Annotated in this window: 22 protein-coding genes; 10 read left to right on the plus strand and 12 right to left on the minus strand. The window is 55.8% G+C overall.

Annotation, left to right across the window (positions count from 1 at the left end):
• Positions 1–254 precede the first annotated feature (254 nt).
• Together WBG83_RS04745 and WBG83_RS04750 are read right to left on the minus strand one after the other, a co-directional pair.
• Positions 255–965, minus strand: a complete 711-nt coding sequence (locus tag WBG83_RS04745) for a DUF2225 domain-containing protein (RefSeq protein ID WP_336743400.1) — start codon at positions 963–965, stop codon at positions 255–257.
• A complete protein-coding gene (locus WBG83_RS04750) occupies positions 965–1,363 on the minus strand; it encodes a globin domain-containing protein (RefSeq protein WP_336743177.1) in 399 nt (132 codons plus the stop codon). Before WBG83_RS04750 ends, WBG83_RS04745 begins: the two co-directional genes overlap by 1 nt.
• 632 nt (positions 1,364–1,995) lie before the next feature.
• Between WBG83_RS04750 and WBG83_RS04755 the strand changes: the two genes are divergently transcribed.
• Together WBG83_RS04755 and WBG83_RS04760 are read left to right on the plus strand one after the other, a co-directional pair.
• Positions 1,996–3,330, plus strand: a complete 1,335-nt coding sequence (locus tag WBG83_RS04755; RefSeq protein ID WP_336743401.1) for a nucleoside recognition domain-containing protein — start codon at positions 1,996–1,998, stop codon at positions 3,328–3,330.
• 189 nt (positions 3,331–3,519) lie between these two features.
• The gene (locus WBG83_RS04760; protein WP_336743179.1) at positions 3,520–4,338 is read left to right on the plus strand and encodes an NAD kinase; all 819 of its coding nucleotides are present in this window, start codon (positions 3,520–3,522) and stop codon (positions 4,336–4,338) included.
• Between the two features lie 123 nt (positions 4,339–4,461).
• Here WBG83_RS04760 and WBG83_RS04765 read toward each other — a convergent pair whose 3' ends face one another.
• From WBG83_RS04765 to lipA, 3 genes are read right to left on the minus strand one after another with little or no spacing between them, the layout of a single operon-like run.
• Positions 4,462–5,316, minus strand: a complete 855-nt coding sequence (locus WBG83_RS04765; RefSeq protein WP_336743181.1) for a YutD-like domain-containing protein — start codon at positions 5,314–5,316, stop codon at positions 4,462–4,464.
• Entirely contained in the window at positions 5,313–5,492 is a 180-nt protein-coding gene (locus tag WBG83_RS04770) for a hypothetical protein (RefSeq protein ID WP_336743183.1), read from the minus strand. Before WBG83_RS04770 ends, WBG83_RS04765 begins: the two co-directional genes overlap by 4 nt.
• A gap of 14 nt (positions 5,493–5,506) precedes the next feature.
• A complete protein-coding gene (lipA, locus tag WBG83_RS04775) occupies positions 5,507–6,394 on the minus strand; it encodes a lipoyl synthase (RefSeq protein WP_336743402.1) in 888 nt (295 codons plus the stop codon).
• A gap of 294 nt (positions 6,395–6,688) precedes the next feature.
• Here lipA and larB point away from each other — a divergent pair, with 294 nt between their 5' ends.
• The 6 genes from larB (at position 6,689) to WBG83_RS04805 (ending at position 12,145) form a co-directional block, all read left to right on the plus strand.
• Positions 6,689–7,570, plus strand: coding sequence for a nickel pincer cofactor biosynthesis protein LarB (larB, locus tag WBG83_RS04780; RefSeq protein WP_442955791.1), 882 nt, complete (start codon positions 6,689–6,691; stop codon positions 7,568–7,570).
• Between the two features lie 16 nt (positions 7,571–7,586).
• Entirely contained in the window at positions 7,587–8,888 is a 1,302-nt protein-coding gene (locus WBG83_RS04785; protein WP_336743185.1) for a LarC family nickel insertion protein, read from the plus strand.
• A 274-nt stretch (positions 8,889–9,162) separates the two neighbouring features.
• The gene (locus tag WBG83_RS04790) at positions 9,163–9,585 is read left to right on the plus strand and encodes a MarR family winged helix-turn-helix transcriptional regulator (protein ID WP_336743186.1); all 423 of its coding nucleotides are present in this window, start codon (positions 9,163–9,165) and stop codon (positions 9,583–9,585) included.
• Positions 9,586–9,814: 229 nt separating this feature from the next.
• Positions 9,815–10,396: an NAD(P)H-dependent oxidoreductase gene (locus tag WBG83_RS04795; RefSeq protein ID WP_336743406.1), complete on the plus strand. Its 582-nt coding sequence runs from the start codon at positions 9,815–9,817 to the stop codon at positions 10,394–10,396.
• A gap of 387 nt (positions 10,397–10,783) precedes the next feature.
• A complete protein-coding gene (locus WBG83_RS04800) occupies positions 10,784–11,503 on the plus strand; it encodes an MBL fold metallo-hydrolase (RefSeq protein ID WP_336743188.1) in 720 nt (239 codons plus the stop codon).
• A gap of 48 nt (positions 11,504–11,551) precedes the next feature.
• Positions 11,552–12,145, plus strand: a complete 594-nt coding sequence (locus WBG83_RS04805; RefSeq protein ID WP_336743190.1) for a TetR/AcrR family transcriptional regulator — start codon at positions 11,552–11,554, stop codon at positions 12,143–12,145.
• A 37-nt stretch (positions 12,146–12,182) separates the two neighbouring features.
• On the opposite strand, the gene larC is transcribed toward WBG83_RS04805, so the two are convergent.
• Positions 12,183–12,659, minus strand: coding sequence for a nickel insertion protein (gene larC / locus WBG83_RS04810; RefSeq protein WP_336743191.1), 477 nt, complete (start codon positions 12,657–12,659; stop codon positions 12,183–12,185).
• Positions 12,660–13,291: 632 nt separating this feature from the next.
• On the opposite strand from larC, the gene WBG83_RS04815 reads away from it, so the two are divergent.
• Positions 13,292–14,266, plus strand: coding sequence for a M23 family metallopeptidase (locus WBG83_RS04815; RefSeq protein ID WP_442955794.1), 975 nt, complete (start codon positions 13,292–13,294; stop codon positions 14,264–14,266).
• Between the two features lie 162 nt (positions 14,267–14,428).
• Here WBG83_RS04815 and yunB read toward each other — a convergent pair whose 3' ends face one another.
• From yunB to WBG83_RS04830, 3 genes are all read right to left on the minus strand, one after another.
• On the minus strand, positions 14,429–15,322 hold the full coding sequence (gene yunB, locus WBG83_RS04820) for a sporulation protein YunB (protein WP_336743193.1): 894 nt from the start codon (positions 15,320–15,322) through the stop codon (positions 14,429–14,431).
• A 271-nt stretch (positions 15,323–15,593) separates the two neighbouring features.
• Complete coding sequence (locus tag WBG83_RS04825) at positions 15,594–16,616, minus strand: Gfo/Idh/MocA family protein (RefSeq protein WP_336743194.1); 1,023 nt, start codon at positions 16,614–16,616, stop codon at positions 15,594–15,596.
• 43 nt (positions 16,617–16,659) lie between these two features.
• Complete coding sequence (locus WBG83_RS04830) at positions 16,660–17,430, minus strand: sugar phosphate isomerase/epimerase family protein (protein ID WP_336743196.1); 771 nt, start codon at positions 17,428–17,430, stop codon at positions 16,660–16,662.
• A 124-nt stretch (positions 17,431–17,554) separates the two neighbouring features.
• Between WBG83_RS04830 and WBG83_RS04835 the strand changes: the two genes are divergently transcribed.
• Entirely contained in the window at positions 17,555–18,385 is an 831-nt protein-coding gene (locus WBG83_RS04835) for a helix-turn-helix transcriptional regulator (RefSeq protein WP_336743197.1), read from the plus strand.
• Between the two features lie 153 nt (positions 18,386–18,538).
• On the opposite strand, the gene kduD is transcribed toward WBG83_RS04835, so the two are convergent.
• The 3 genes from kduD to mobA form a co-directional block, all read right to left on the minus strand.
• Positions 18,539–19,300, minus strand: a complete 762-nt coding sequence (gene kduD / locus WBG83_RS04840; protein WP_336743198.1) for a 2-dehydro-3-deoxy-D-gluconate 5-dehydrogenase KduD — start codon at positions 19,298–19,300, stop codon at positions 18,539–18,541.
• 366 nt (positions 19,301–19,666) lie between these two features.
• Positions 19,667–20,377, minus strand: coding sequence for a Crp/Fnr family transcriptional regulator (locus WBG83_RS04845; protein WP_336743199.1), 711 nt, complete (start codon positions 20,375–20,377; stop codon positions 19,667–19,669).
• Between the two features lie 498 nt (positions 20,378–20,875).
• A complete protein-coding gene (gene mobA, locus WBG83_RS04850; protein ID WP_336743200.1) occupies positions 20,876–21,511 on the minus strand; it encodes a molybdenum cofactor guanylyltransferase in 636 nt (211 codons plus the stop codon).
• Between the last annotated feature and the right edge of the window lie 59 nt (positions 21,512–21,570).

Consider the following 21,570-nt stretch of genomic DNA (forward strand, 5'->3'; position numbering starts at 1 on the left):
AAGGGCTAGGGTTGTTGCAGTTTTGTGAAAATCTTGTACGAGCCCTTCGCTCCATATGGACTCGCCTCACATGGCATAGCCAAGTTCACGCAACCAGCCTGCGTCCGCGCTACAGCAGTCATGGCTTCATTGCCGCATCTCCAGTATGCGGGGATGGTCACAGAAAAAGAGCGCAAACTGCGGACAGTTTGCACTCCATCGTTTCTATTCCTACGCTAGCAGCTGACATGAAGAGACCTATGTTACCATGGCGCTTATTTCGGAGCTTGCAGCATTTCCTCCGGCAGCTCGAGCTTGGCCGCCAGCATATCCTCCCGGGTGGCCATCCACTGCTCACGACAAGCGCGAATCATACCGGCATCCATTATTTTTTTGTCGTGAATCACGCGCGAGAACCAGCGCACCGCTTCGTTGTAATTCGTAAGCCTGCGGTTCAGCTCGCCAATCAAGTACATCAGCCGGGCGTTATTATCCTCCAGCTCCTCTGTTTCGAATACCCGGATATACGCCTCCAGCGCAAACTGCATGAAACGCCGTTCCTCCGCCTCCATTTGCTTATAACGGTACATCCAGGCAATATGGTGCAGCAGACCGGCTATGACGCGCTGCTTCTCGTTTTTGAGCTGGGCGCATAGGAGTGCAAGCTTGTATGTATGAAGCGCCTCTTCCCAGCTGCGTTCGCCGCCATAGTTTTTCTTTGTCCACTGCTTGCTGATTTTGTCCGTAAACTCCTTGCGGGCAGCCGGAGACATCGAAGGCGAGAAATTTTCCGTGCTGGCAAAGCCGCAGGAAGGGCAAACCCGGACCACATAAAATTCAGGATTCACACGTTGATCAAAATATAAGCAAAAATCGGTGTCTGACCGCTTCGCTTTTTTGAAGCTTGGCCGAATCCGCGAAGTTTGGAACGTACTTTCGCACTGAATGCAGGTGACTTGGATTTGATAAAGCGGTTCAACCTCAATCACGTGGGATCTCCTCCGTCTGTGGTGTTCACAAAATGCATTGCCGGTCCGCGCAGCCGTTCGATGACAAAATGCTGCAATTCCGGTGCAAGCTGAAGCTCTGATAGCGCGCTGTTCATGCAGTCCAGCCACGCCTCCGCACGCTGCGGAGTAATCGGGAACGGCAGGTGCCGCGCTCGCATCATCGGATGACCGTAACGCTCCGAGTAAAGCGGCGGCCCGCCGAAAAATTGGGATAAAAACAGATACTGCTTGTCCATGACCGGCTGTATATGTTCTGGAAACAGCGGTCCGAGCAGCGGATGTGCCTGCACTTTGGGATAGAAGGCCTCCACCAGCCTTCGAATGGTCTCTTCTCCGCCTAAAGCCTCATAAATGGTCATCTCTCTACGGTCCATTATCTCCATCCTCATTCCATCGTCCTGCGTCTATTATACCGGAAAGCGGGCGCAGGAGCCAAACCTGATTTATTCTGACGCCCTAGCGATTGTGCAGCCAGGAGGATCACGCCCTGCATCGGAGCCAGCCACGCGATAATATGTATGGCTGAACTCCTCGGCTCCAGGGTAGCAGAACCGTCCCCATGTAGCAGTGATTAATGCTATTCTCAAGAGCGTTTCACCATGAATAATAAAAAATGATGCTATTCTCCATGTAGGGGAACAGCATCATTACACGTGCGGCATCAAATAGTCCATTAGTTTTCCCAGTCCTCTTCAGCAGAACTCATGAGCGACTCCCTGATCACAAAAACGAATGCACATACAAGAAGGCCAGCGATGACACTGATCATTATGATCACTCCAATCGTTCATTTTCTTCATTGTATCACACAACCTTAAAATAACCAGCCCTTTTTTGTATTCGTTTTCATGAAAATATTTTCCAGTTTTCTTTCATGTTTTTGGCTGCAGTCATGGCTCCGGCCGCCATAACATATAAGTTACTATGAGTTTGTCCTGACTGATCGAATTCAAGGCAAAGGAGCCTGGCAATGAATAGAATCCTGCGTTCGGGTGCTCAGCTCGGCATGATTGCCCCTATCGTCCTGCTGTTTGTGCTGCTGCTCGCCTTCCCCTCCGAAAGCCTCAGCGCCGCGGTTCGGGGCGTTGCGATCTGGTGGGAGGTGCTGTTCCCCGCCCTCCTGCCCTTTTTGGTCATCTCGGAGCTGCTGCTCGGCTTCGGCGTCGTCCACCTCATCGGGACACTGCTGGATCCGCTGATGCGGCCTCTATTCCGGGTCCCGGGAATCGGCGGCTTCGTGATGACGATGGGCTTCGCTTCCGGCTACCCTGTTGCGGCCCGCCTGACCGCCCAGCTGTGGGAGCAGCGGCTGGTAAACCGCGACGAAGGCGAGCGGCTGGTCGGCTTTGCCACAACCTCGGACCCGATCTTTCTCATCGGCGCCGTATCTGTCGGCTTCTTCGGCAATCCCGGACTCGCTCCGGTGCTGGCCGCCGCCCACTACGGCTCCGCCCTGCTGCTTGGGCTGGCCCTGCGCTGGCACGGCGGGCGGCAGCCGGGGGCCGGGAAACGGACCGGGCATGACCGCTCCGCATCAGCTGCCTGTAACAGCACAGCCGCATGCCCGGCCGCCGGAGCCGGGCAATCCGGCAAGCCCCGGGAGCTTGCGGCTGGAGGGTACCCTTGCGGCGAAAGCAGACCCGCTCCCGCCAAAAACGCAGCGGCCGGCGGCAGCCTGCTGAAGCGTGCCGTCAGAGCTATGCTGAAAGCGCGCCGCGAGGACGGACGGACGTTCAGCGTACTGCTTCAGGATGCGCTTCAATCCTCGCTCCGCCTCATTATTGTCATTGGCGGGCTGGTTGTTTTTTTCTCCGTTGTGCTGGAATTGCTCACATCCGCAGGCATGATGCGGCTGGTGTATGAGCTGATCGAATGGACGCTGCATTCCGTAGGCCTGCCCGCTCCCCTGTCCGCGGCGGTAGGCAGCGGCTTCTTCGAGGTCACGCTCGGAGCCAAGGCCGCCGGGATGGCCGGCGCCGGACTGCCGCTTGTCGGCAAGGCCGCGATCGCCGCCTTTATTTTGTCCTGGGCCGGGTTCTCGGTTCACGCCCAAATTGTAAGCCTGCTCACCCGGACCAGCCTGCGTTATGCTCCGTTTGCCGCCGCACGGCTTGTCCATGGCATATTGGCAGCCGCGCTGGTATACATATTCTGGTCTCCGCTTGCCCCCGTCTCCCGCCAGGTCGAGGCGGCCTGGATGCCTGAGGCGGGCACGCTGCTTCCGGTTTGGACGTGGGGGATGCTGCTCGCCGCAGGGCTTGGCCTTTTGCTGCTCGGCCTGCTGCTGCTGGCCTCGGCGCTTTTCATCGTTTGCCGGTTTGTACGCCGCCGCCCTGCATGAAACCGCTATTTTTCAAGAAATGAGATGGTTTGCCGCCGGTCGGATTGTCTTATGATGCGTTATTGATTATGATGGAGGCAGCGTATCGCAATTCGAACCGCTATTGCTTGCGATAAGACAGCTAAGTTAACATGTATCTACCATCTCCGGCCTGCTGAGCCGCAGTCATTTTTTAGAGGAGGACCCGCTTTGAATTATGTTGTAGTTAGCCGGGGAGACGATGACTCCAACCGCATGATGCACACCTTCCACCATCTGGCCGGAATACGCGGCATGACGCTCAATCCGGAGGAGCCGGATATTGTCATCTCAATCGGCGGGGACGGAACGATGCTGCAGGCGTTCCATCTGTATGTCCACCGGCTTGACCGGACTTCGTTTGTCGGCATCCATACCGGCCATCTCGGTTTTTTTGCAGATTGGAAGGCCATTGAGCTGGAGCAGCTTATCGAATGTGTAGCAAGCAGCACTCCGGACAACGGCATGCGGCAGGTGCACTATCCGCTGGTGGAGCTGGAAATCGTGACATCCCAGGGCACCCGTACTCATCTGGCGCTAAACGAGTTCACGCTCAAAGGTGTGGAGAGCACGCTTGTGGCGCAAATCAATATCAATGATGACCTGTTTGAGAAATTCCGCGGCGACGGCATCTGTATTTCGACACCGATCGGCAGCACCGCGTATAACAAAAGCCTGGGCGGGGCGCTGCTGCATCCGTCGCTCGATGTCCTCCAAATTGCGGAAATCGCATCCATTAACAACCGCGTCTACCGGACGCTCGGCTCTTCGATGGTGCTGCCCAAGCACCACCACTGTGACATCACCCCCCGCCCGGGCCAAAATCTGCTGCTGACGCTGGATCATATCAGCGAGCAGCGCCGGGATATTTTGTCCATCCGCAGCCGGGTGTCTACGCAAAAAATCAGCTTTGCCCGCTACCGGCCGTTCCCGTTCTGGCGACGGGTCCGGGAAGCATTCCTCGGTTACGAGACGAATCCGGACGGCTAGATTCGTTCCCCGCAGGCATGGCTCCCTGCGTTTCTTGCGTTTTTCTTTCTTGACCGTTACGAGATACAAATAAAAAGCACGCGCCCGGCTCAAACCGGGGCGTGCTTTTTATTTGTGCTCCGCTTATTCCGTACGGGTGCTGGATTCCGCCTTGACCTTCACTTTTTCCCGATTCTCCCGGTTGTCGCGAATTTCGCGGTTCTCACGGTTGTCGCGGTTGTCGCGATTCTCACGATGGTCACGGTCTCTCGGGCGATCGCCCTTGCCGGGACGCTCCTGCCTGTCCGCTTTGTCGGCGCGTTGATTCGGCCGGTTCTGCTTGTCGCGGTCAAACGGCTTGCCCTTCCGTTCCCCTCGCTCCGGACGATCAGCCGGCTGCGCCGCTTCCGTCTTATCGGCACGATCAGGCTTGTCCGGTCGGTTCGAACGCTCGGACCTGCCGCTCCGGTCATATCGGTCCGGGCGCTCCTGACGGTAAGGCTTATCCGCCTTTTCCGGCCGTTCTCCCGGCTCCTGCCTGCCCGGCTGGGCCTGCTTCCTGGCCTCTCCAGCCGACGAATCCGTCGTCACCGGCGCAGCCTTGCGCTCTGCCTGTTCCGGCTGCTCTGCCTGGTCCGGCCTGATCGGCACAGCCTTCTCACCGGAGATGTTCTCGGAAGCGGATTCATCGTCATGAGGCAGCCTGGCGGGTTGAAGGCTGCTTTTTTGCGCCGTCTTCTCAATCACGAAGTACGCGCAGCCGAAATTGCAATATTCATTCAAATAATCATGCAGGCTGGCAATGCTGGATTCCTTGCTCACATGCTTGCTGCCTTCCTTGAAAAAACCTTTTAGCCGCAGCTGGCTGTAACCCCAATCGCCGACGATATAATCATACCGCTCCAGCACATCGCTGTAACGGTCGCGCAGCGCTTCAAAGTTGTAGCCGTTGCGGTTTTCTTTAACGAGTGTGTACACTCTTCCGCCAAGATGAATCAACTCGGATAACCCTCCCGTACTGCCCCGTTTTTGGCATGAGCCTTAAGTAATCCGCGCTTGCCGTACAGCGTATTCGCCTCCTTCTCCGGGCAGACGAACCCGTTATTGCGCCGGATGAAAAGCAGCCGCGAAGCATCGCTTTCGTTTCGTTCCCTCATTTTCGCTGCTAGGCGCACGGTCCGCCCTACTCTTACAGCGCTGCCGTAGCCGATTGCACCTGCTCATGAGCGTGATAGGAGCTCCGCACCAGCCCGCCGGATTCGACGTGGCTGAAGCCGCGCTTCATGCCTTCTTCCTTCAGCATGGCGAACTCTTCCGGGGTGTAATATTTTTTGACTTCCAGATGCTGGCGGGTCGGCTGCAAATACTGGCCGATCGTCATAATGTTGCAGTCCACCGCACGCAGGTCGTCCATCGTTTTCAGTATATCTTCGATATCCTCGCCGACACCAATCATAATGCTGGATTTGGTCTTGATTTCCGGAGCCAGCTCCTTGGAACGGGCCAGCAGCCGCAAGGTGCGGTCATATTTGGCCTTGGAGCGGACGCGGTCCGAAAGACGTTCAACCGTTTCAATATTATGGTTCAAAATATCCGGCTTGGCGTCCAGCACCGTCTGCAGCGATAAATCGTTGCCGAGGAAGTCGGGAATCAGCACCTCAACCCCGCAGAACGGAAGCCGGCGACGAAGCGCATGAATCGTCTCTGCAAAAATAAGAGCCCCCCCGTCGTTGAGGTCGTCGCGCGCAACGGAGGTCACGACGCAGTGGCGCAGTCCCATCTGCTCGGCGGCCTCGGCCACCCGTTCCGGCTCAGCGCGATCCAGCTCTGTCGGCATTCCGGTATTCACAGCGCAAAAGCGGCATGCCCTCGTGCACGTATCCCCCAGAATCATGAATGTGGCTGTACGGTTCGCCCAGCACTCGTGCAGGTTCGGACATTTGGCTTCCTCACACACCGTATGCAGTGTGTTGGAACGCATCATGGATTTCAATTCTTTTATGTTTTCAAATTCCTCGCCCGTGGCCAGGTTGATTTTTAGCCAGTCGGGCTTGCGGAGCAGTTCTTTCTTTCTCATCGCCATATCCGTATCCTCCACCTCTGCCAAGCTTTACGGCGAAGCCGCAAATTAGGCGGCATTTGATCGTTATTATACCATGAATGCAGAAACATTCCACATTTGCGCCGTTTTTTGCTATGATGAAATCGGTGGATATGGCAGCCGGATGAACGGCTTCCCCGCCTATTATACAAGCGGATTCTACCCTGTTTACACAGGAAATAAGAAGCTGATGCTGGTTCAAATAACAGAGGCTTGCGGGATGGTACGTAAGCTTTACAGCAATGGAGGCCGACAGGAGGAGACAGGAACGTGATGGATTTGGAACGTGTTTTAAAGCTGGTACAGGCAGGCGAGCTCAGCATTGAGGAAGCCATGCTGCAGCTCGGCGGCACAGCAAAATCTTCCCCCCCGGGAGCCGGTCCCAAAGCCGGCGCGCTCAAAACGGACTCCGGCCCGGAGACGGATGCACGCCCGAATATTAGCCAGACCATTGGCTTGAGCGGCGCGGAGACGGACAATGTGGACGATCTTGGCTTCGCTCAGCTTGATTTGAACCGGGAGAAGCGGACAGGCTTCCCGGAGGTCATCTACGGGGAAGGCAAAACGCCCGAGCAAATCGCTTCGATTATGCAGCGGCTGATGCAGCATACCGACCGTGTGCTCGCTACCCGCATTGAACCAGCCAAAGCTCAGGCGGTGATGGCGATCGCTCAAGGGCTCGTGTACCACGAGACAGCGCGCTGTCTGACATGGTTCAAGCAGCCGCAGCTGAAAAAGCAGAGCGGCGGGTACATCGCCGTTGTATGCGCAGGCACTTCGGACCTGCCGGTAGCGGAGGAAGCGGCCCTGGTCGCGGAATGCACGGGCAGCCGTGTCGAGAAAATATATGATGTCGGCGTGGCCGGCCTGCACCGCCTGCTGCGGAGGCTGCCGGTGCTTCGCGAAGCGAATGTCGTCATCGTGGTAGCCGGCATGGAGGGCGCTCTGGCAAGTGTCGTAGGCGGCCTGGTGTCCAGCCCTGTCATTGCCGTACCGACCAGCGTCGGCTATGGCGCCAATCTGGGCGGTGTCGCTACCCTGCTGGCCATGCTGAACTCCTGCGCAACCGGCGTTACCGTGGTGAACATCGATAACGGCTTTGGAGCAGGTTATACAGCGGGCATGATAAACCGCAAAATGTCAAAAGAATAGGAGCCTCCTGACCATTATGCGTATCTTATATTTAGATTGCTTCTCGGGACTCAGCGGCGATATGACTGTTGCAGCGCTGGTCGATGCCGGCGCGGATCGCCGTTATATTGAAGCGGAGCTGAAACGGATTGAGATCGAGCCGTTCCACTTGGAATGGAGCACAGCCAACAAACGCGGGATTTCCGCTTTGAAGCTGGACGTTCTGACGGATCCAGCCTTCCCGCCGAACCGGCACCGGCACTATTCCGAAATTGTGCGGCTGATTCAGCAGGCAGGCTTTAATGAGCGGGTAACCAGATGGAGCCTGGCGATTTTTGAACGGATCGGCATTGCTGAAGGCAAAATCCACGGGATTCCGGTGGAGCGCGTGCATTTCCATGAGGTTGGGGCTATCGATTCCATAGCTGACGTTATCGGCGTTGCGCTTGCGCTGGACTCGCTCGGCATCGAGCGCATTTACTGTGCTCCGGTGCCGCTTGGGGCCGGCACGGTGAAGTGCGACCACGGGCTGTACCCGGTGCCGGCGCCGGCTACACTGGAGATGATGAAGGGCCTCCCGATTCGCCCATCCTCGTATGCGGTTGAAATGACGACACCGACCGGGGCAGGAATTGCCTCCGGCATCGTAGACGAATTTTGTCCCGGACTGCCTCCCATGTATGTGGAAGCTATCGGCTACGGGGCAGGCACACGGGATTTGCCGCTGCAGCCGAATGTACTCCGCGCAGTCGTCGGCACGCTGGATGAATCCGCACCGCCTTGGGCTGGCAAGTATGCTCCATATACGCGGACTCCGTCAAGCGGACACGAGCACAGCCACGGACATGCACACGTGAACAGCGGCCATGAGCATTCCCACGAGCATTCGCACCATCACGACCATGGACATTCTCACAGTCATGAGCATTCGCACGAGCTTGACCATGGCCATTCTCACAGTCATGAGCATTCGCACGAGCATGACCATGGACATTCTCACAGTCACGAGCATTCGCACCATCACGACCATGGACATTCTCACAGTCATGAGCATTCGCACGAGCTTGACCATGGCCATTCTCACAGTCATGAGCATTCGCACGAGCATGACCATGGACATTCTCACAGTCACGAGCATTCGCACCATCACGACCATGGGCATTCTCACAGCCATGAGCATTCGCACGAGCATGACCATGGGCATTCTCACAGCCATGAGCATTCGCACGAGCATGACCATGGGCATGCTCACAGCCATGAGCATTCGCACGAGCATGACCACGAGCGCTCTCACAGTCATGACCAGTCGGCGGAACAACAAAAACAGGCCGAAAAGTAAACGATTAAAACAGGCATTTCCTCGCTTGCAAGCAGGGGTGCCTGTTTTTTGTGGAAACCGTCTTTTCCGCTTCTTGTACTGGTCCGTTACCATAAATAGGGCCGCCAGCTCCGGCAATACCTGGGAAACATAGCCGAAGGGCAGTATGAAGTGAAGCAGCAATAGCGGTCACCTCCCTTCTTATATTTTAGTTATCTCGCCTAACTCGCTTATTCGCATTTAAATACAAAAAATTTCCCTTGAAAATACATAGACATCTATATATAATGAACTTATGCCAAATTACAATGCAGCTTCACTTATTGCAAAAATCCGGGACGCCTTTAACAAAATGATTGTCACCGAGCTGGAAAAGCGCGGCGTCGAAGGCATCGTGCCTTCACATGGCGATATTCTCATGTTCTTATACCGGGATGACGGGCTTTCAATCAAGAAGCTGGCTGAGAAAATTCACCGTACACAGCCGACCGTAACCGTATTGGTCGACAAGCTGGAAAAGCTGGGCTACGTCAAGCGGGTCAAGAGCAGTGAGGACAGCCGGGTCACATTAATTCAGCTGACCGGGAAGGGACACGAGCTGGAGCCTTACTTCCGGGACATCTCGGCGCAATTAAATGAAATCATTTACGGCAGTCTGACGGAACAACAGAAAGAGCAGCTGGAAAACATGCTGCAGCAAATTTACAGCCGGTTTTAAATTTTTTTACCCATATCCATAGACATCTATACATCTATACATCTATGCATCTATGAAATAATACTCCCGGTTTCGCATCGTTTCCTGTGATACAGGAAATGATTTAACTTAAATCAACCATGATCCCTTAGACTTTGTCCGCGGCTTGAATGCCTGTGAATCATCGATTGACGGGCAACTCTAACCGTCCCGCCGGGTAAATTTAATAAGGGAATGAGGAGGAACTATGATGAATCATCTTGTCGTTTATGCCCATCCGCACGCGGACAGCTTTAACCATGCAATTTTGGAAACAACGGTAAATGCCTTAAAGGCCAAAGGGCACGAAGTCAATGTTCGCGATTTGTACGCGCTGAATTTCCAGCCTGTGCTGAAAGCGGAGGATACAGCAGCTATGAGGGCGGGACAAACACCGGCCGACATACAAGCGGAGCAGGATTTAATATCCAAAGCAGATGTCATTACATTCATTTATCCGATTTGGTGGACCGGCATGCCGGCGATTCTGAAAGGCTACGTAGACCGGGTATTCTCTTACGGGTTCGCCTATGCTTCCAGCGATGAAGGAATTGTCAAGCTGCTGACAGGCAAAAAAGGCTTGATGATTAATACCCACGGCACGCCCAAGGAGATTTATGACCAAATCGGCATGACCGCCGGCTTGAAAATTACAACCGACACCGGGATTTTCGAGTTCACGGGGATTGAACCGGTCGAGCATTTGCTGTTCGGCAGTGTGCCGTATGTGGACGATGCCGCCCGCAAAGAAATGCTCAAGCAGGTTGAGCAAACCGTTCAAGCGAAATTTTAACAATTGTCCGGTGACAACCTGCAGGAAGGCAGGGTAAAGCTCGAACGCCAAACCCCGCCTCCGGCTCATGGTTCTCACACCAAGCGCTCATCTGTATATAGCGGCCCTTCCCCGCACGACTCTAGCAGATCCAACCTGAAGCAGCACCACGTCCGGACCGCGATAAGAACAGGAAGTAAGCTGCAAGTCGCGTCGAAGCGCAGTTCATGAATTCCGGAACAATATACTATAGTCCAGCAATGAATACAAAACAGTGTTCGAGTTCAAAAGCGCAGCTGCGCGGCTGAGCAATCGAATGCTGTTTTGGTGCACAAAAAAGGCTTGAGTAAACTAATAACATTAGTTATTATAAAACTAATGTTATTAGTTTAAGGGAGGCAGTTTATAATGAGGGTTGTTCAGGAGTTGACAGTACATCAGATTACGTTTTTCCCCCGGGTGTTTCCCGTGAATTGTTACTTCGTTGAGGAGGAGAACAGCTTGACTCTGATCGACGCCGCCCTGCCCTTCAGTGCCCCAGGTATTATAGCGGCTGCGGATCGTATCGGCAAGCCAATCACTCGCATCGTGCTCACACATGCCCATGATGACCATGTCGGGGCGCTTGATGCCTTGAAGCAGGCGCTTCCGGATGCGGCGGTTTATATTTCTAAACGGGATGCCCGGCTGCTGGCGGGAGATCGCGGGCTTATGCCGAGCGAACCGCAAATGCCAATCCGCGGCGGTGTGCCGAAGCACGTTAAAACACGCCCGGACGTGCTGCTTCACGACGGGGAACAGCTTGGATCCCTGCAGGCTATCGCGGCGCCCGGTCACACGCCGGGGTCCATGGCCTTTCTGGATACCCGGAACGGCGCGCTTATCGCCGGGGATGCGTTTCAAACTAGAGGCGGAATCGCAGTCAGCGGACAGCTGCGTCCCTGGTTCCCCTTTCCCGCCTGGGCGACCTGGAACAAGGCGCTAGCGCTGGATAGCGCGCGCAAGCTGCTGGCGCTTGCCCCCTCGCTGCTGGCAATCGGCCATGGCCGATTACTGGCCAGTCCAGCCCCTTGGATGATACAGGCTATTGCCGCCGCAGAGCAGCGTCTGGCCCTGCAGCCGAGATAACGGCCCGATATTTTTCTACCCTAATCGTAACAAAAGGAGCTGGCACTCATGCCCCGCGTAGGCCTTGATTTACCTTCAATTTTACAAGCGGCCGCCGAACTGGCCGATTCTCACGGCTTAGATGAAGTAACCTTGGCTTCACTTGCCCACAAGCTGGCCATTCGCCCCCCTTCCCTTTATAACCATATCAACGGGCTGAACGGCCTGCGCAAGAAGCTGGCCATTTACTCAATTCAGCGGCTGACCGCCGCCATTCAGCATGCCGCCGTCGGCCATTCCGGAGACGAAGCCGTTCATGCTGTCGGCGAGGCTTATTTCGCTTTTGCTCTCCGGCATCCGGGCTTGTATGATGCTACGCTCCGCGCGCCCGATCCGCGCGATCCGGAGGTCCAGGAGGCAGGCGCGGAGCTGCTGGAGCTGCTTGTGCGTGCGCTGCAAGCGTATGGGCTGGATACCGACTCCGCTTTGCATACGATCCGTGGACTGCGCAGCCTGCTGCACGGCTTCACTTCACTGGAGCAAAAAGGCGGCTTCGGCCTGCCGCTGGATTTGCATGAAAGCCTGCGGCTGATGCTGGACACTTACTTGGCCGGCATTCGCGCTACATCCCGGGCTTTTGAAGAAAAAGAAACATCAGAATAAGCCCTGCATGCGGCCCTCATCTCCACATAAACAAGTATTACTTCGTCTCCCGCTCCATAAAACGTCTTCGGACTTCATCATACACATGCTTGAGCGGTACTCCCTGTACCCGGGCCGCCTGCTCGCATTCCTTGAATTCGGGCGCGAATTGTACGAGCTGTCCCCGGTGGTAGCCGGCCTTGACGGAAATAGCTCCCCAAGGCGTGGCAACCTTGACGAATTCACGGCCGAGCCGGTGGCAGGAGGCCCGCATGTAGCGTACACCGAGCGTGGTTGTCTCCCGGAACACGACCTCTTCGACCGCCTCCAGCTTCCCTTCATCCAGCAGCACATTCAGCATTAGGCCGGGACGGCCTTTTTTCATAATAATCGGAACCCAATAAACATCGTTGGCCCCCGCCTCAAATAACAGCTCTCCCACATATCCGCACAGCTCCGGATTCATGTCATCCAGATTCGCCTGCAGCAGCAGCATCGCGTCATCGATATGCTCATCCCAGTGATTGAAGCTCATGTTTCCCTCTCCTCTTCCCTGTATAAATTCAATCAATTCGGCACCTGCCCCATTCGCCGGAGCAGAACGCCTTTTTCAAATACACTTCTTTTTCGCAATCATATCAAAATTATTACAAAAATACATCGCGGACTGCCCTGTGATTGACTCCGAAGCACTGCCGCGCCGCATGCGGAAAGCAAACGTGAGATAACACTTTTGCAATCCGGGAGCATACATGAAATTACATTCTCCTGAACAAGCTAACAAAAAGCGGCATCCAAGGAGGAAATGTGATGGCGTTGCTTCCTTTCAAAGTACGTTGTCTGGTCGTCGCTGCGGCAGCAGGTACAGCTTTAATGTCTCCCGCCCAGCTCACCAAGGCGCAAGCGCACATACCTGTACAAAATGTCTCCCGTGGGCTGGACGGCCGCCTGGCAGCCGCCGCGCCGCTGCAGCATCGATTAGCCGATTATCCCGGGCTGGCTTCCTTCAAGATCGGTCACGGCTATACGGTCTCCCGGTTCAGCCAAACGGCCAAGGCCCTGCCTGAAGGGACTACTGACCTGCTTTCGGGACAAAATCAGCTTGCTTTACCAGAAGAAAGCCTGAATGATGGGCCGGACGATCCCGGAGCTGAGGTCGCCTTAGGCATTCAGGAGACCGGACCCGGGACGTTGTCCGGTTCAGGCGTGACACAGCCTTCAAACGCGAAGGAGCAATTGGCTGCGCGAAAAAGCCTGTTCGACGAGATCAGCAGTGTCACCGGAATCCCCTGGACTCTGCTGGCCGCCGTTGACCAATACGAGCGCACGCTAAACGCAGCCCAGCCCAAGAAGCGGCCCGCAAGGGCCGGGATGATAGGGATCTATATTCCCGAGCTGCAATGGGTAGGCATGCTCAATCCGGATCACGAGGACACGAATCCGTCTTCCATTCAGTTTTTTGAAGGGCTCGGCCGGGACGGCTCCGGCGATGGACTGGCAGACCGGAACAACGATTTGGATCTGCTGTCCGCCATGGCCACCTACTTGCTCCAGCACGGAAGTCCGGATGACGATTTCCGCATCGCCTTGTGGGAGTATTACCAAAATACGCGCAGCGTAGAGCGAATCGGCCAGTTCGCCCGCATGTATGAGGCTTTCGGGACGCTTGATTTATCCGAGCACGCCTTCCCGCTTCCGCTAAATACAAATTATTCGTACCGGAGCACTTGGGGGGCAGCCCGCGGCTGGGGCGGATACCGCATACATGAGGGAACGGATATTTTTGCCGGCCACGGTGTGCCTGTCCGCAGCGCCTGCTACGGAATGGTCGAAATTATGGGCTGGAACAATTACGGCGGCTGGCGTATCGGCATACGGGATATTACCAACGTCTACCACTACTATGCCCATTTGTCCGGCTTCAGCAAGCCGCTGCAGCAGGGCGACCTTGTCAAGCCGGGACAAGTTATCGGCTGGGTCGGCAGCTCCGGCTACGGCAAGCCGGGCACCAGCGGCAAATTCCCGCCGCATCTGCACTACGGCATGTACCGGGACAACGGTCATATGGACTGGTCCTTCGATCCTTTTCCAAGCTTGAAGAAATGGGAGCGCGAGGAAATGCGCCGCAAGTCTGTAAAATAAGTCAGTTACCCGGCTGAAATTAAATCCGCCAGTCCTTGCTTATCCGCTGTATCACAGGTGCCAAAGCCTGCGAAGCTGCCCATAACGCGGCAGCTTCGCAGGCTTTATTTTGCCCATGGAGCCACCAAATTTCCGGCTTAAGCCCCGAGCGATTTTCCCCTTTCAAGGAGACAATTCATGCGATAAGCTTGCCGGCGGCTGGCCGCTCCCCGATCCCGGAGGCGCATGAGGCAGACTGCCGCTGCCCGCTCCGGCGCCGGTTCCATTCCCCGCTCCTGATCCGGCCCTCGAGTCCGTGCTTCCAGCGCTCCCGCTGCTTCCGGCTGCACCCGCGGTCCCGCCAGACAGAGCCGGGATCGAGATTCCCGGCGGCAAAGCCGGCGAGCCTCCGACCGGATTGCCCTTATTGTCCATATAATAGGTCGGTACATCACCTACCACAAGCACATACGAAATCGGAATTTCCGTCTCCACCAGCTCCCCCTCGGCATCGAACGGAATAATAATCGACACCTCCGCCAAAATGCGGATATACACCTCAACCAGAATCATATTAATTCCCGCATTGGACTGGCGTGTAGCCAAATCCACCTTCACCGCCCCCGCCGGCACCAGCTGCACCGGAACCTTGGGGCCGAAGGAGCCGATAATCGCGCTCCCGAATACTTGGCCGAGCGGAATATGCTCCGGCACCTCGCCCACCTGGTTCAGCGTCTGCTGAACGACATTGATCGTATCGGAGGTAATTTTCATATGCTCCGCATAATTGAGCATGAAGCCGTTAATTTTACCCGAGCTGTCCATTTTCCATTCAATAAGCTTGCCTACATTGGAGCTCTGGGAAATGCGTTCTGTAATCGCCAGGTTTATCGCCTGGGTGGCCATTTGCTTCACGCGCACCTTGGCCAAATGCATCAGCGGCCCCTTCATGTTATGCTCGACAAAAATAAAGCTCTGAATCAAAAACAGCGCCGCCACCAGCCCCAGCAGCAGCCAAAGCCTTTTTTTACGGCTGCGGCGCGGCTTCCGGCTTCGCCAACCCTTTTTGAATAACACCCGCATCCCTCCACGCCCCGGCATCCGGCTTCAGCTGCTGGTGCAGGTCCGCCTCCTTACCGGGCGGCCTCGTCTATGTCCTTTGTACAATGTATGTGCGGGCGGGATAAAAAAGAAGACCGGCCCGCTATGAAAGCGGACCGGTCCTTGTGAAGCCATTCGTGCTCCTGACAGCAAGCTGCTGCAGGAATGGAACCTGTTGGCAGGGCCTTGCAGCAACAGCAGTCGCTCCTGCTGCCGTTATCCGCCCTTCCTTCGTCACAGCCGACCGCTATGAAAGGCTGATAACCCGGCCTTCCGCTTGGGCTTCAAAGGCGGCCAGAATCACCTGAAGCGAGCGAAGCCCTTCCTCGCCCGAAATCGACGGCGGGGTTTGTGTCAACATACTGCTAACGAAGGCATCGATAACTCCGCTGGAGGTCTGCTCGGTGTTGGTCGCGATTGCGCCAACCTTGTAACGCTCCACCGTGCCGTTGGTCAGCTCCACAATGACCTGATCCTCGGGATGCGTCCCGATTTTCATAACCCCGTTCTCGCACCAAAGCACCGTGCTGTTGTCTTCGCCCTTGTAATAGGTCCAGCTGGCCACAAGCGATCCAATGGCCCCGCTTCTCATACGCAGCACGCAAATGGCGTTGTCGTCCACGTCGGTGTCTTTCTTGTCCACCGTGCCGACAAAGGCTGAGACCTGTGCAACCTCATCGGCCAGCAGCCAGCGAATAAGGTCCGACTTGTGCACGCCCAGATCCCCCATCGCCCCCATCGCCGCGTCCGCTTTCCTGAAAAACCAGCTGTCCCGCCCGTCGATGCTCCAGCCCTCCGGTCCCGGATGGCCGAAGGAGGTGCGGAAGGACAGCACCTTGCCCAGCACCCCGGACTGCAAAATTTCTTTTGCCTTCACATGAGGCGGCATCAGGCGCTGGTTGTGTCCAATCATCAGAACTACGTTATTGCGGCGGGCGGCTTCAATCATCGCTTCCGCCTCGTCGGACGTGGTGGCCATCGGCTTCTCAACAAGCACATGGACACCTGCATTAGCAGCCGCTATCGCCACCGGAGCGTGCAGTGCATTCGGAGTGCATACGCTCACCGCATCAAGCTGCTCCTTCGCCAGCAGCTCCTCATAGCTAGAGTAAGCACGGGCGCCGTACTGCCCGGCGTAAGCCTGAGCCCGTTCCAGCCGGATATCGCAGAAGGCCACCAGCTCGACCTCGGGAATGGCGGCATACTCCGGAATATGGCGGTGCTTCGAGATGGAACCGCAGCCGATAACAGCCACTTTTATTTTGGACATGATCGTTCGCTCCTTATCTTGGCAATTTACGTAGGCGAATGCGCTATTTCCAGCCCTTCGCACGCAGCCAGGCCATGCTTTCCGCCACGCTGTCCAGCGGCGGCCGCGGGCAGTTGTCCTGCTCCACGATAAGCCACTCCACGCCGGCTTCGACCGCTGCCTCGGCTACCGCCTGCAGGTCCACTATGCCGCGGCCCAGCTCAACCGTATCCAGGCCGGCCTGCGCTTGAGGCAGATAATCCTTCAGGTGCAATAACGGCAGACGTCCGGCATAACGGCGTATATAGGCCAGCGGGTCCTGCCCGGCATACTGAACCCAGCACACGTCCAGCTCCACCTGCACCGCAGCCGGGGTTGTATACGTGTACATGGCATCAAAGGCAAATTGTCCATCCACCTCGGCCTCAAACTCAAACGCATGGTTATGGTAGGCAAACGCCAGCCCCCGCTCCCGCACCGTGTGACCGGTCTGTTCAAGGAAGGCGTACAGCGCTTTCCAATCCGCCTCATGCCGGCGCTCCTCCTCTGCCACATAGGGGCAGATTAACACTTTGCCGCCAATCGTTTTCAGATACTCGATTTGACCGTCCAAATCCTCGCGAAGCGCCTTCAGACTCACATGGCTGCCGATGGCCTGAAGCCCCAGCTCATCCAGCAGCTCCTTCAGCTCGCCCGCATTTAGCCCGCCATAGCCCGCGAACTCAACTCCCTCATACCCAAGCGCGGCCACCTTGGCCAGCGTCGCTTTGAAATCCTGCGCTGTTTCCTGGCGCAGCGTGTACAGCTGCAACCCGATTCCCACGTTTCTTGCCATGCGGACACCTCCATACTCATCGTTAGCCAATCTGATTTCAATTTAAACCCAAATCCGATAAAATGAACATAACAAATCTAACTGTACCTGTACTATTTGATTGGGATTGGAGGACTGCTGTCAGGTGCCACGAAGCGAAGTGTTAATGTGCGGCTATTCGTTTCATAACGACAAATATTATACGGGGTACAAAAACGGCATCACCTCCTACCTGTTCCGGCTGCAAACCGAAGGCCGCGCCCAAGCGACCGTGTACAACGAATGGACGCCGCTTGAAGCAGGAGATCTCCTTCTGTACCGGCCGGGAGACTATTATGAGCTGCGAATCGGAGAGGAGCACGATGCTGCCGAGAACGGCGGCGATATTCAGAGCGGGGATTACTTCCTGTTTGCCGAGGGAGGCTGGCTGGACCGGTGGTGGGCGTCCTCCCCGAAGCCGCAGCTGGCGCGTATTGACCCGGATGACCGGCTTATCGGCCTATGGCGGCAGATGATCCTGGAGAAACGGCGGGCACAGGAGGAAAACACGGAGCTGACGGGCTACCTGCTGCATGCCTTCTGCCTGACCGTAGACCGGGCGCTGCGGGTACCGGAGGCAAGCCGGGGCCAAGGAAAAGCTTTTCTCGGGCTCCGCATGAAAAATTACATCCAGGAGCACGCCGGCCGGCCGTTCAAAATCGAGGATGTCGCCGGGCATGTCGGCTTGAGCGTGTCCCGCGCGGTTCACCTGTTTAAAGCCTGCTTCGGGGTCACCATCATGCAGCATGCCCTAGAGATTCGTCTGGCCGCCGCCGTGGAACGGATGAAGTACAGCACGATGACGCTGGAGCAAATCGCCGAGACGTGCGGCTTTGGGACGTATTCGTATTTTCACCGGGTTTTCCGGCATAAATATAGCCTCTCCCCGGCGGCTTTCCGGAAAGAGGCGAACCCGTATTTTCAGCGGAGAAAATAATGCAGTAGACAAGCTTCGCCGCCGGGTTCGACAGACCGCTGCTCCGTGCCGAGACGCGCGCTTGGAATTCGCACGTGTTGGGGTACGAAGCGGCGGTGGCAGCGGCTCAGCGGCATTAAGCGGTAAACGTCCCGCTGCGATGCAGGGGCAGCGTTAACGCGCCAGCCAGCCTCCGTCAACCGCCAGCGTATGGCCGTTGACATAGCTGGAAGCTGATGACGCCAGGAAAACGACAGGACCGGCCAGGTCTCCCGGAAGCCCCCAGCGCTCAGCCGGAATCCGGTCCAGTATCGCCTTGCTGCGATCCTCGTCCGCCCGGATCGGCGCGGTATTATGGGTCGCCATATACCCCGGGGCAATCGCATTCACATGAATATCATGCTTCGCCCATTCATTGGCCATCAGCCGGGTAATGCCCATGACGCCGCTTTTGCTGGCTGTATAGGAGGGAACCCGGATGCCGCCCTGAAAGGACAGCATGGACGCAATATTAATAATTTTGCCGCCGGTCCCCTGCTTGATGAATTGCCTGGCCGCCGCCTGACCGAAGAAGAAAACGGTTTTGACGTTGATGTTCATCACATCGTCCCAGTCCTTCTCGGTAAATTCAATCGCGTCGGCTCTGCGGATGATTCCGGCGTTGTTCACCAGTATATCCACCTTCCCGAAGGCCTCGACCGTTTGATCTATAATGCCTTGAATGGGGTCAAGGCGCATCAGATCGGCCTGAATTCCGAGAAATTTCCGGCCTCGCGCGCTGACCTGCAGCTCGGTTTCCGGCATCGCTACATAATCGACCCCGACAATATCCGCCCCGGCTTCAGCCAGGCCGAGCGCCATTCCCTGTCCCAATCCCGTGCTGGCCCCGGTTACAATAGCAACTTTATTAGAAAGATCGAATCTGGAAAGAATCATTGTTCAAGCCTCCTTGTGATATAATTCACATTTCTCCCCGCAAAATCCGGCCATTCTGTTCCCGGTTGAGAACGAAGGCCTGCGGAAATCGGTTTCGTTCCGCTTGCGGGCTGCCATGCCGCATATGCTGACGCATGGTCCTGCCGGCTGCATGAAGCAGACGCCTGTGTGCCGTAGCTCTCCCCTTTCTCGCCAGCACATTCCGGGATGCCTGTCTGACTGCGCCGCGGCTGGACTGCTCTGTCTTCTCCTCTACCATACCGCAGTCCGCGCCGCGCAGGCTGTATTTTTTCTCACACCTTGCTTTTGTTCAATCATGCATGATAACCGCATACGAAAAACCGGCTGAGTTCAGCCGGCCGTAATCTACATTCTGCACAGCTCGCGCGGGCAGTTCTCGCATTGACACACATTGCGCAAATAGTCCAAATCCCGGATGAGAATATGCCCATCCTGATATTCCACGACATTCTCCTTGCGCAAATCGCTCAGCATCCGGTTCACGCTCTCCCTCGTCGATCCGATCATATCGGCCATTTCCGTATTGCTCAGCTTTAAATCAATGAAGATTTCCTTCTCTCTTGCGGTGCCGTAAGAATTGCTCAGCCGGATGAGCAGCGAGCAGAGCGCCCCCATCTTGCCGAACATCATCAAATCCCGGAATTTGGTCTGCGTCAAGCGGTGCATCAGGCCCATCCATTTCATGAATTCAATGGCCAGGTCGCCATGCTGCCACAGCAGCACCTCCAAATCCTTTCTTTGAATGATCCCGATTTCCGAATCCTCCATAGCCTCCGCGCTGAAGGAATGAACCGAATCCTGGAACGGGTCCACTTGTCCGAACAAATCCCCGCTTTGATGCAGGTACATGGTCAAATCCCGGCCGGTATCCGAGCTTTTCAAAATTCTGACGCGTCCCGAGATGACGAAATACAGCTTCTGGGCAAGGTCCCCTTCCCAGAACAAGTAACTTCCTTTCTTGACTTCCTTGATATACATGATGCTTTTCAGCCGTTCAAAGTTTTCCTTCGATATAAAATCAAGAATTCCGTTCATTTGACTGTGCACCGCCGCCATCTCAGCCAGCCCCTTTCGTGCTTCTTCCTGGTTTTATTGTATGAAATTCGAAGGCGCATGAGTATCAGGAGATCTCCTGATTTTCACAGGAAAAAACCCTTATTAGCATGTGAGAAGAATCACACATAACAAAGGTTTATTTCCCGTATAACAGAACCTGCATCCTGTAACAGTTGCTTGTGCTGACGATGGTTACATTCCTCCATTTCTAGAATGACAGCCGCTATAACAGCAGTCGCCTATGCACGGGCAGGCAGCGCTTCGGTCTTCGGATACGGGCCGGGCCCGGCTCATCTCTGCGGCGGATTACCGGTATAATCGGTCATTTAACGGTAAAAATCGTTCTTGCAGGCGGTGAATCAGCCGTCATCGAAAAGCTTCTTGCAGCGCGATCCCGCTCCTTCATCCCATGAATAGCATGAATAGCATGAATAGCTCGGCCCGCAGCACGGATGCTGCACTAAGGGTTTTCCCTGACGCAGGCCGCGGCAAAAGCCCCTATAGCTCCAGACGCAGCTCCTCGGCTTTCACCGATGGCGAATTGAAGGAGGACGAGAGCGACTCGTAATCTTCACGTGTATCGATAGCTTCGACAAACCGGCAGCCAATCCCATGCTCCCGAAACGTCTGCTCCGGCACCTGGCCCCAGTGCAGTCTGTTCAGCCAGTCTTCCGGCACCGGCTTCTCCTGCTCAAGCAGCGCCGCTAGCGATGGAGCGCCGGATTTGCCGAACACGCCGTGGAACGGATGCGGCCTGCGCCCAATAAACGGAACCACGGCCTCCAGGCCTTGCTCCAGCTTGCTCTGCAGCAGTACGGCGGCGGCGGCGGAAATAAACGGCATGTCGCAGCTAACCACCCACACCGCCGGATTCTGGGCCAGCGTTAAGCCTGCATGCATACCGCTGAGCGGTCCTTTGCCGGGAAAATAGTCCGTTATAATGCGTATATCTCGCTCTACCGCCCTCAGGAACAGTCCCGGATCGTTAGTGACGATAATAATCTCGCTACAGCACCTTCTCATCTCACCGATTTGACGCTCAATTAACGTTCTATGGTCCAATAAGAGGAATGCTTTATGTTCCCCGTTCATTCCCCGGTTGGGTCCCCCGGCCAAAATCACTCCTGAAAGCATGTTCATCCTCTCCTTCACTGAATCTTCACAAAAAGTATAGATTCATTACAACATAGGAG

The organism is Paenibacillus sp. y28 (genome assembly GCF_037137075.1).
Classification (GTDB): Bacteria; Bacillota; Bacilli; order Paenibacillales; family NBRC-103111; genus JBBBNV01.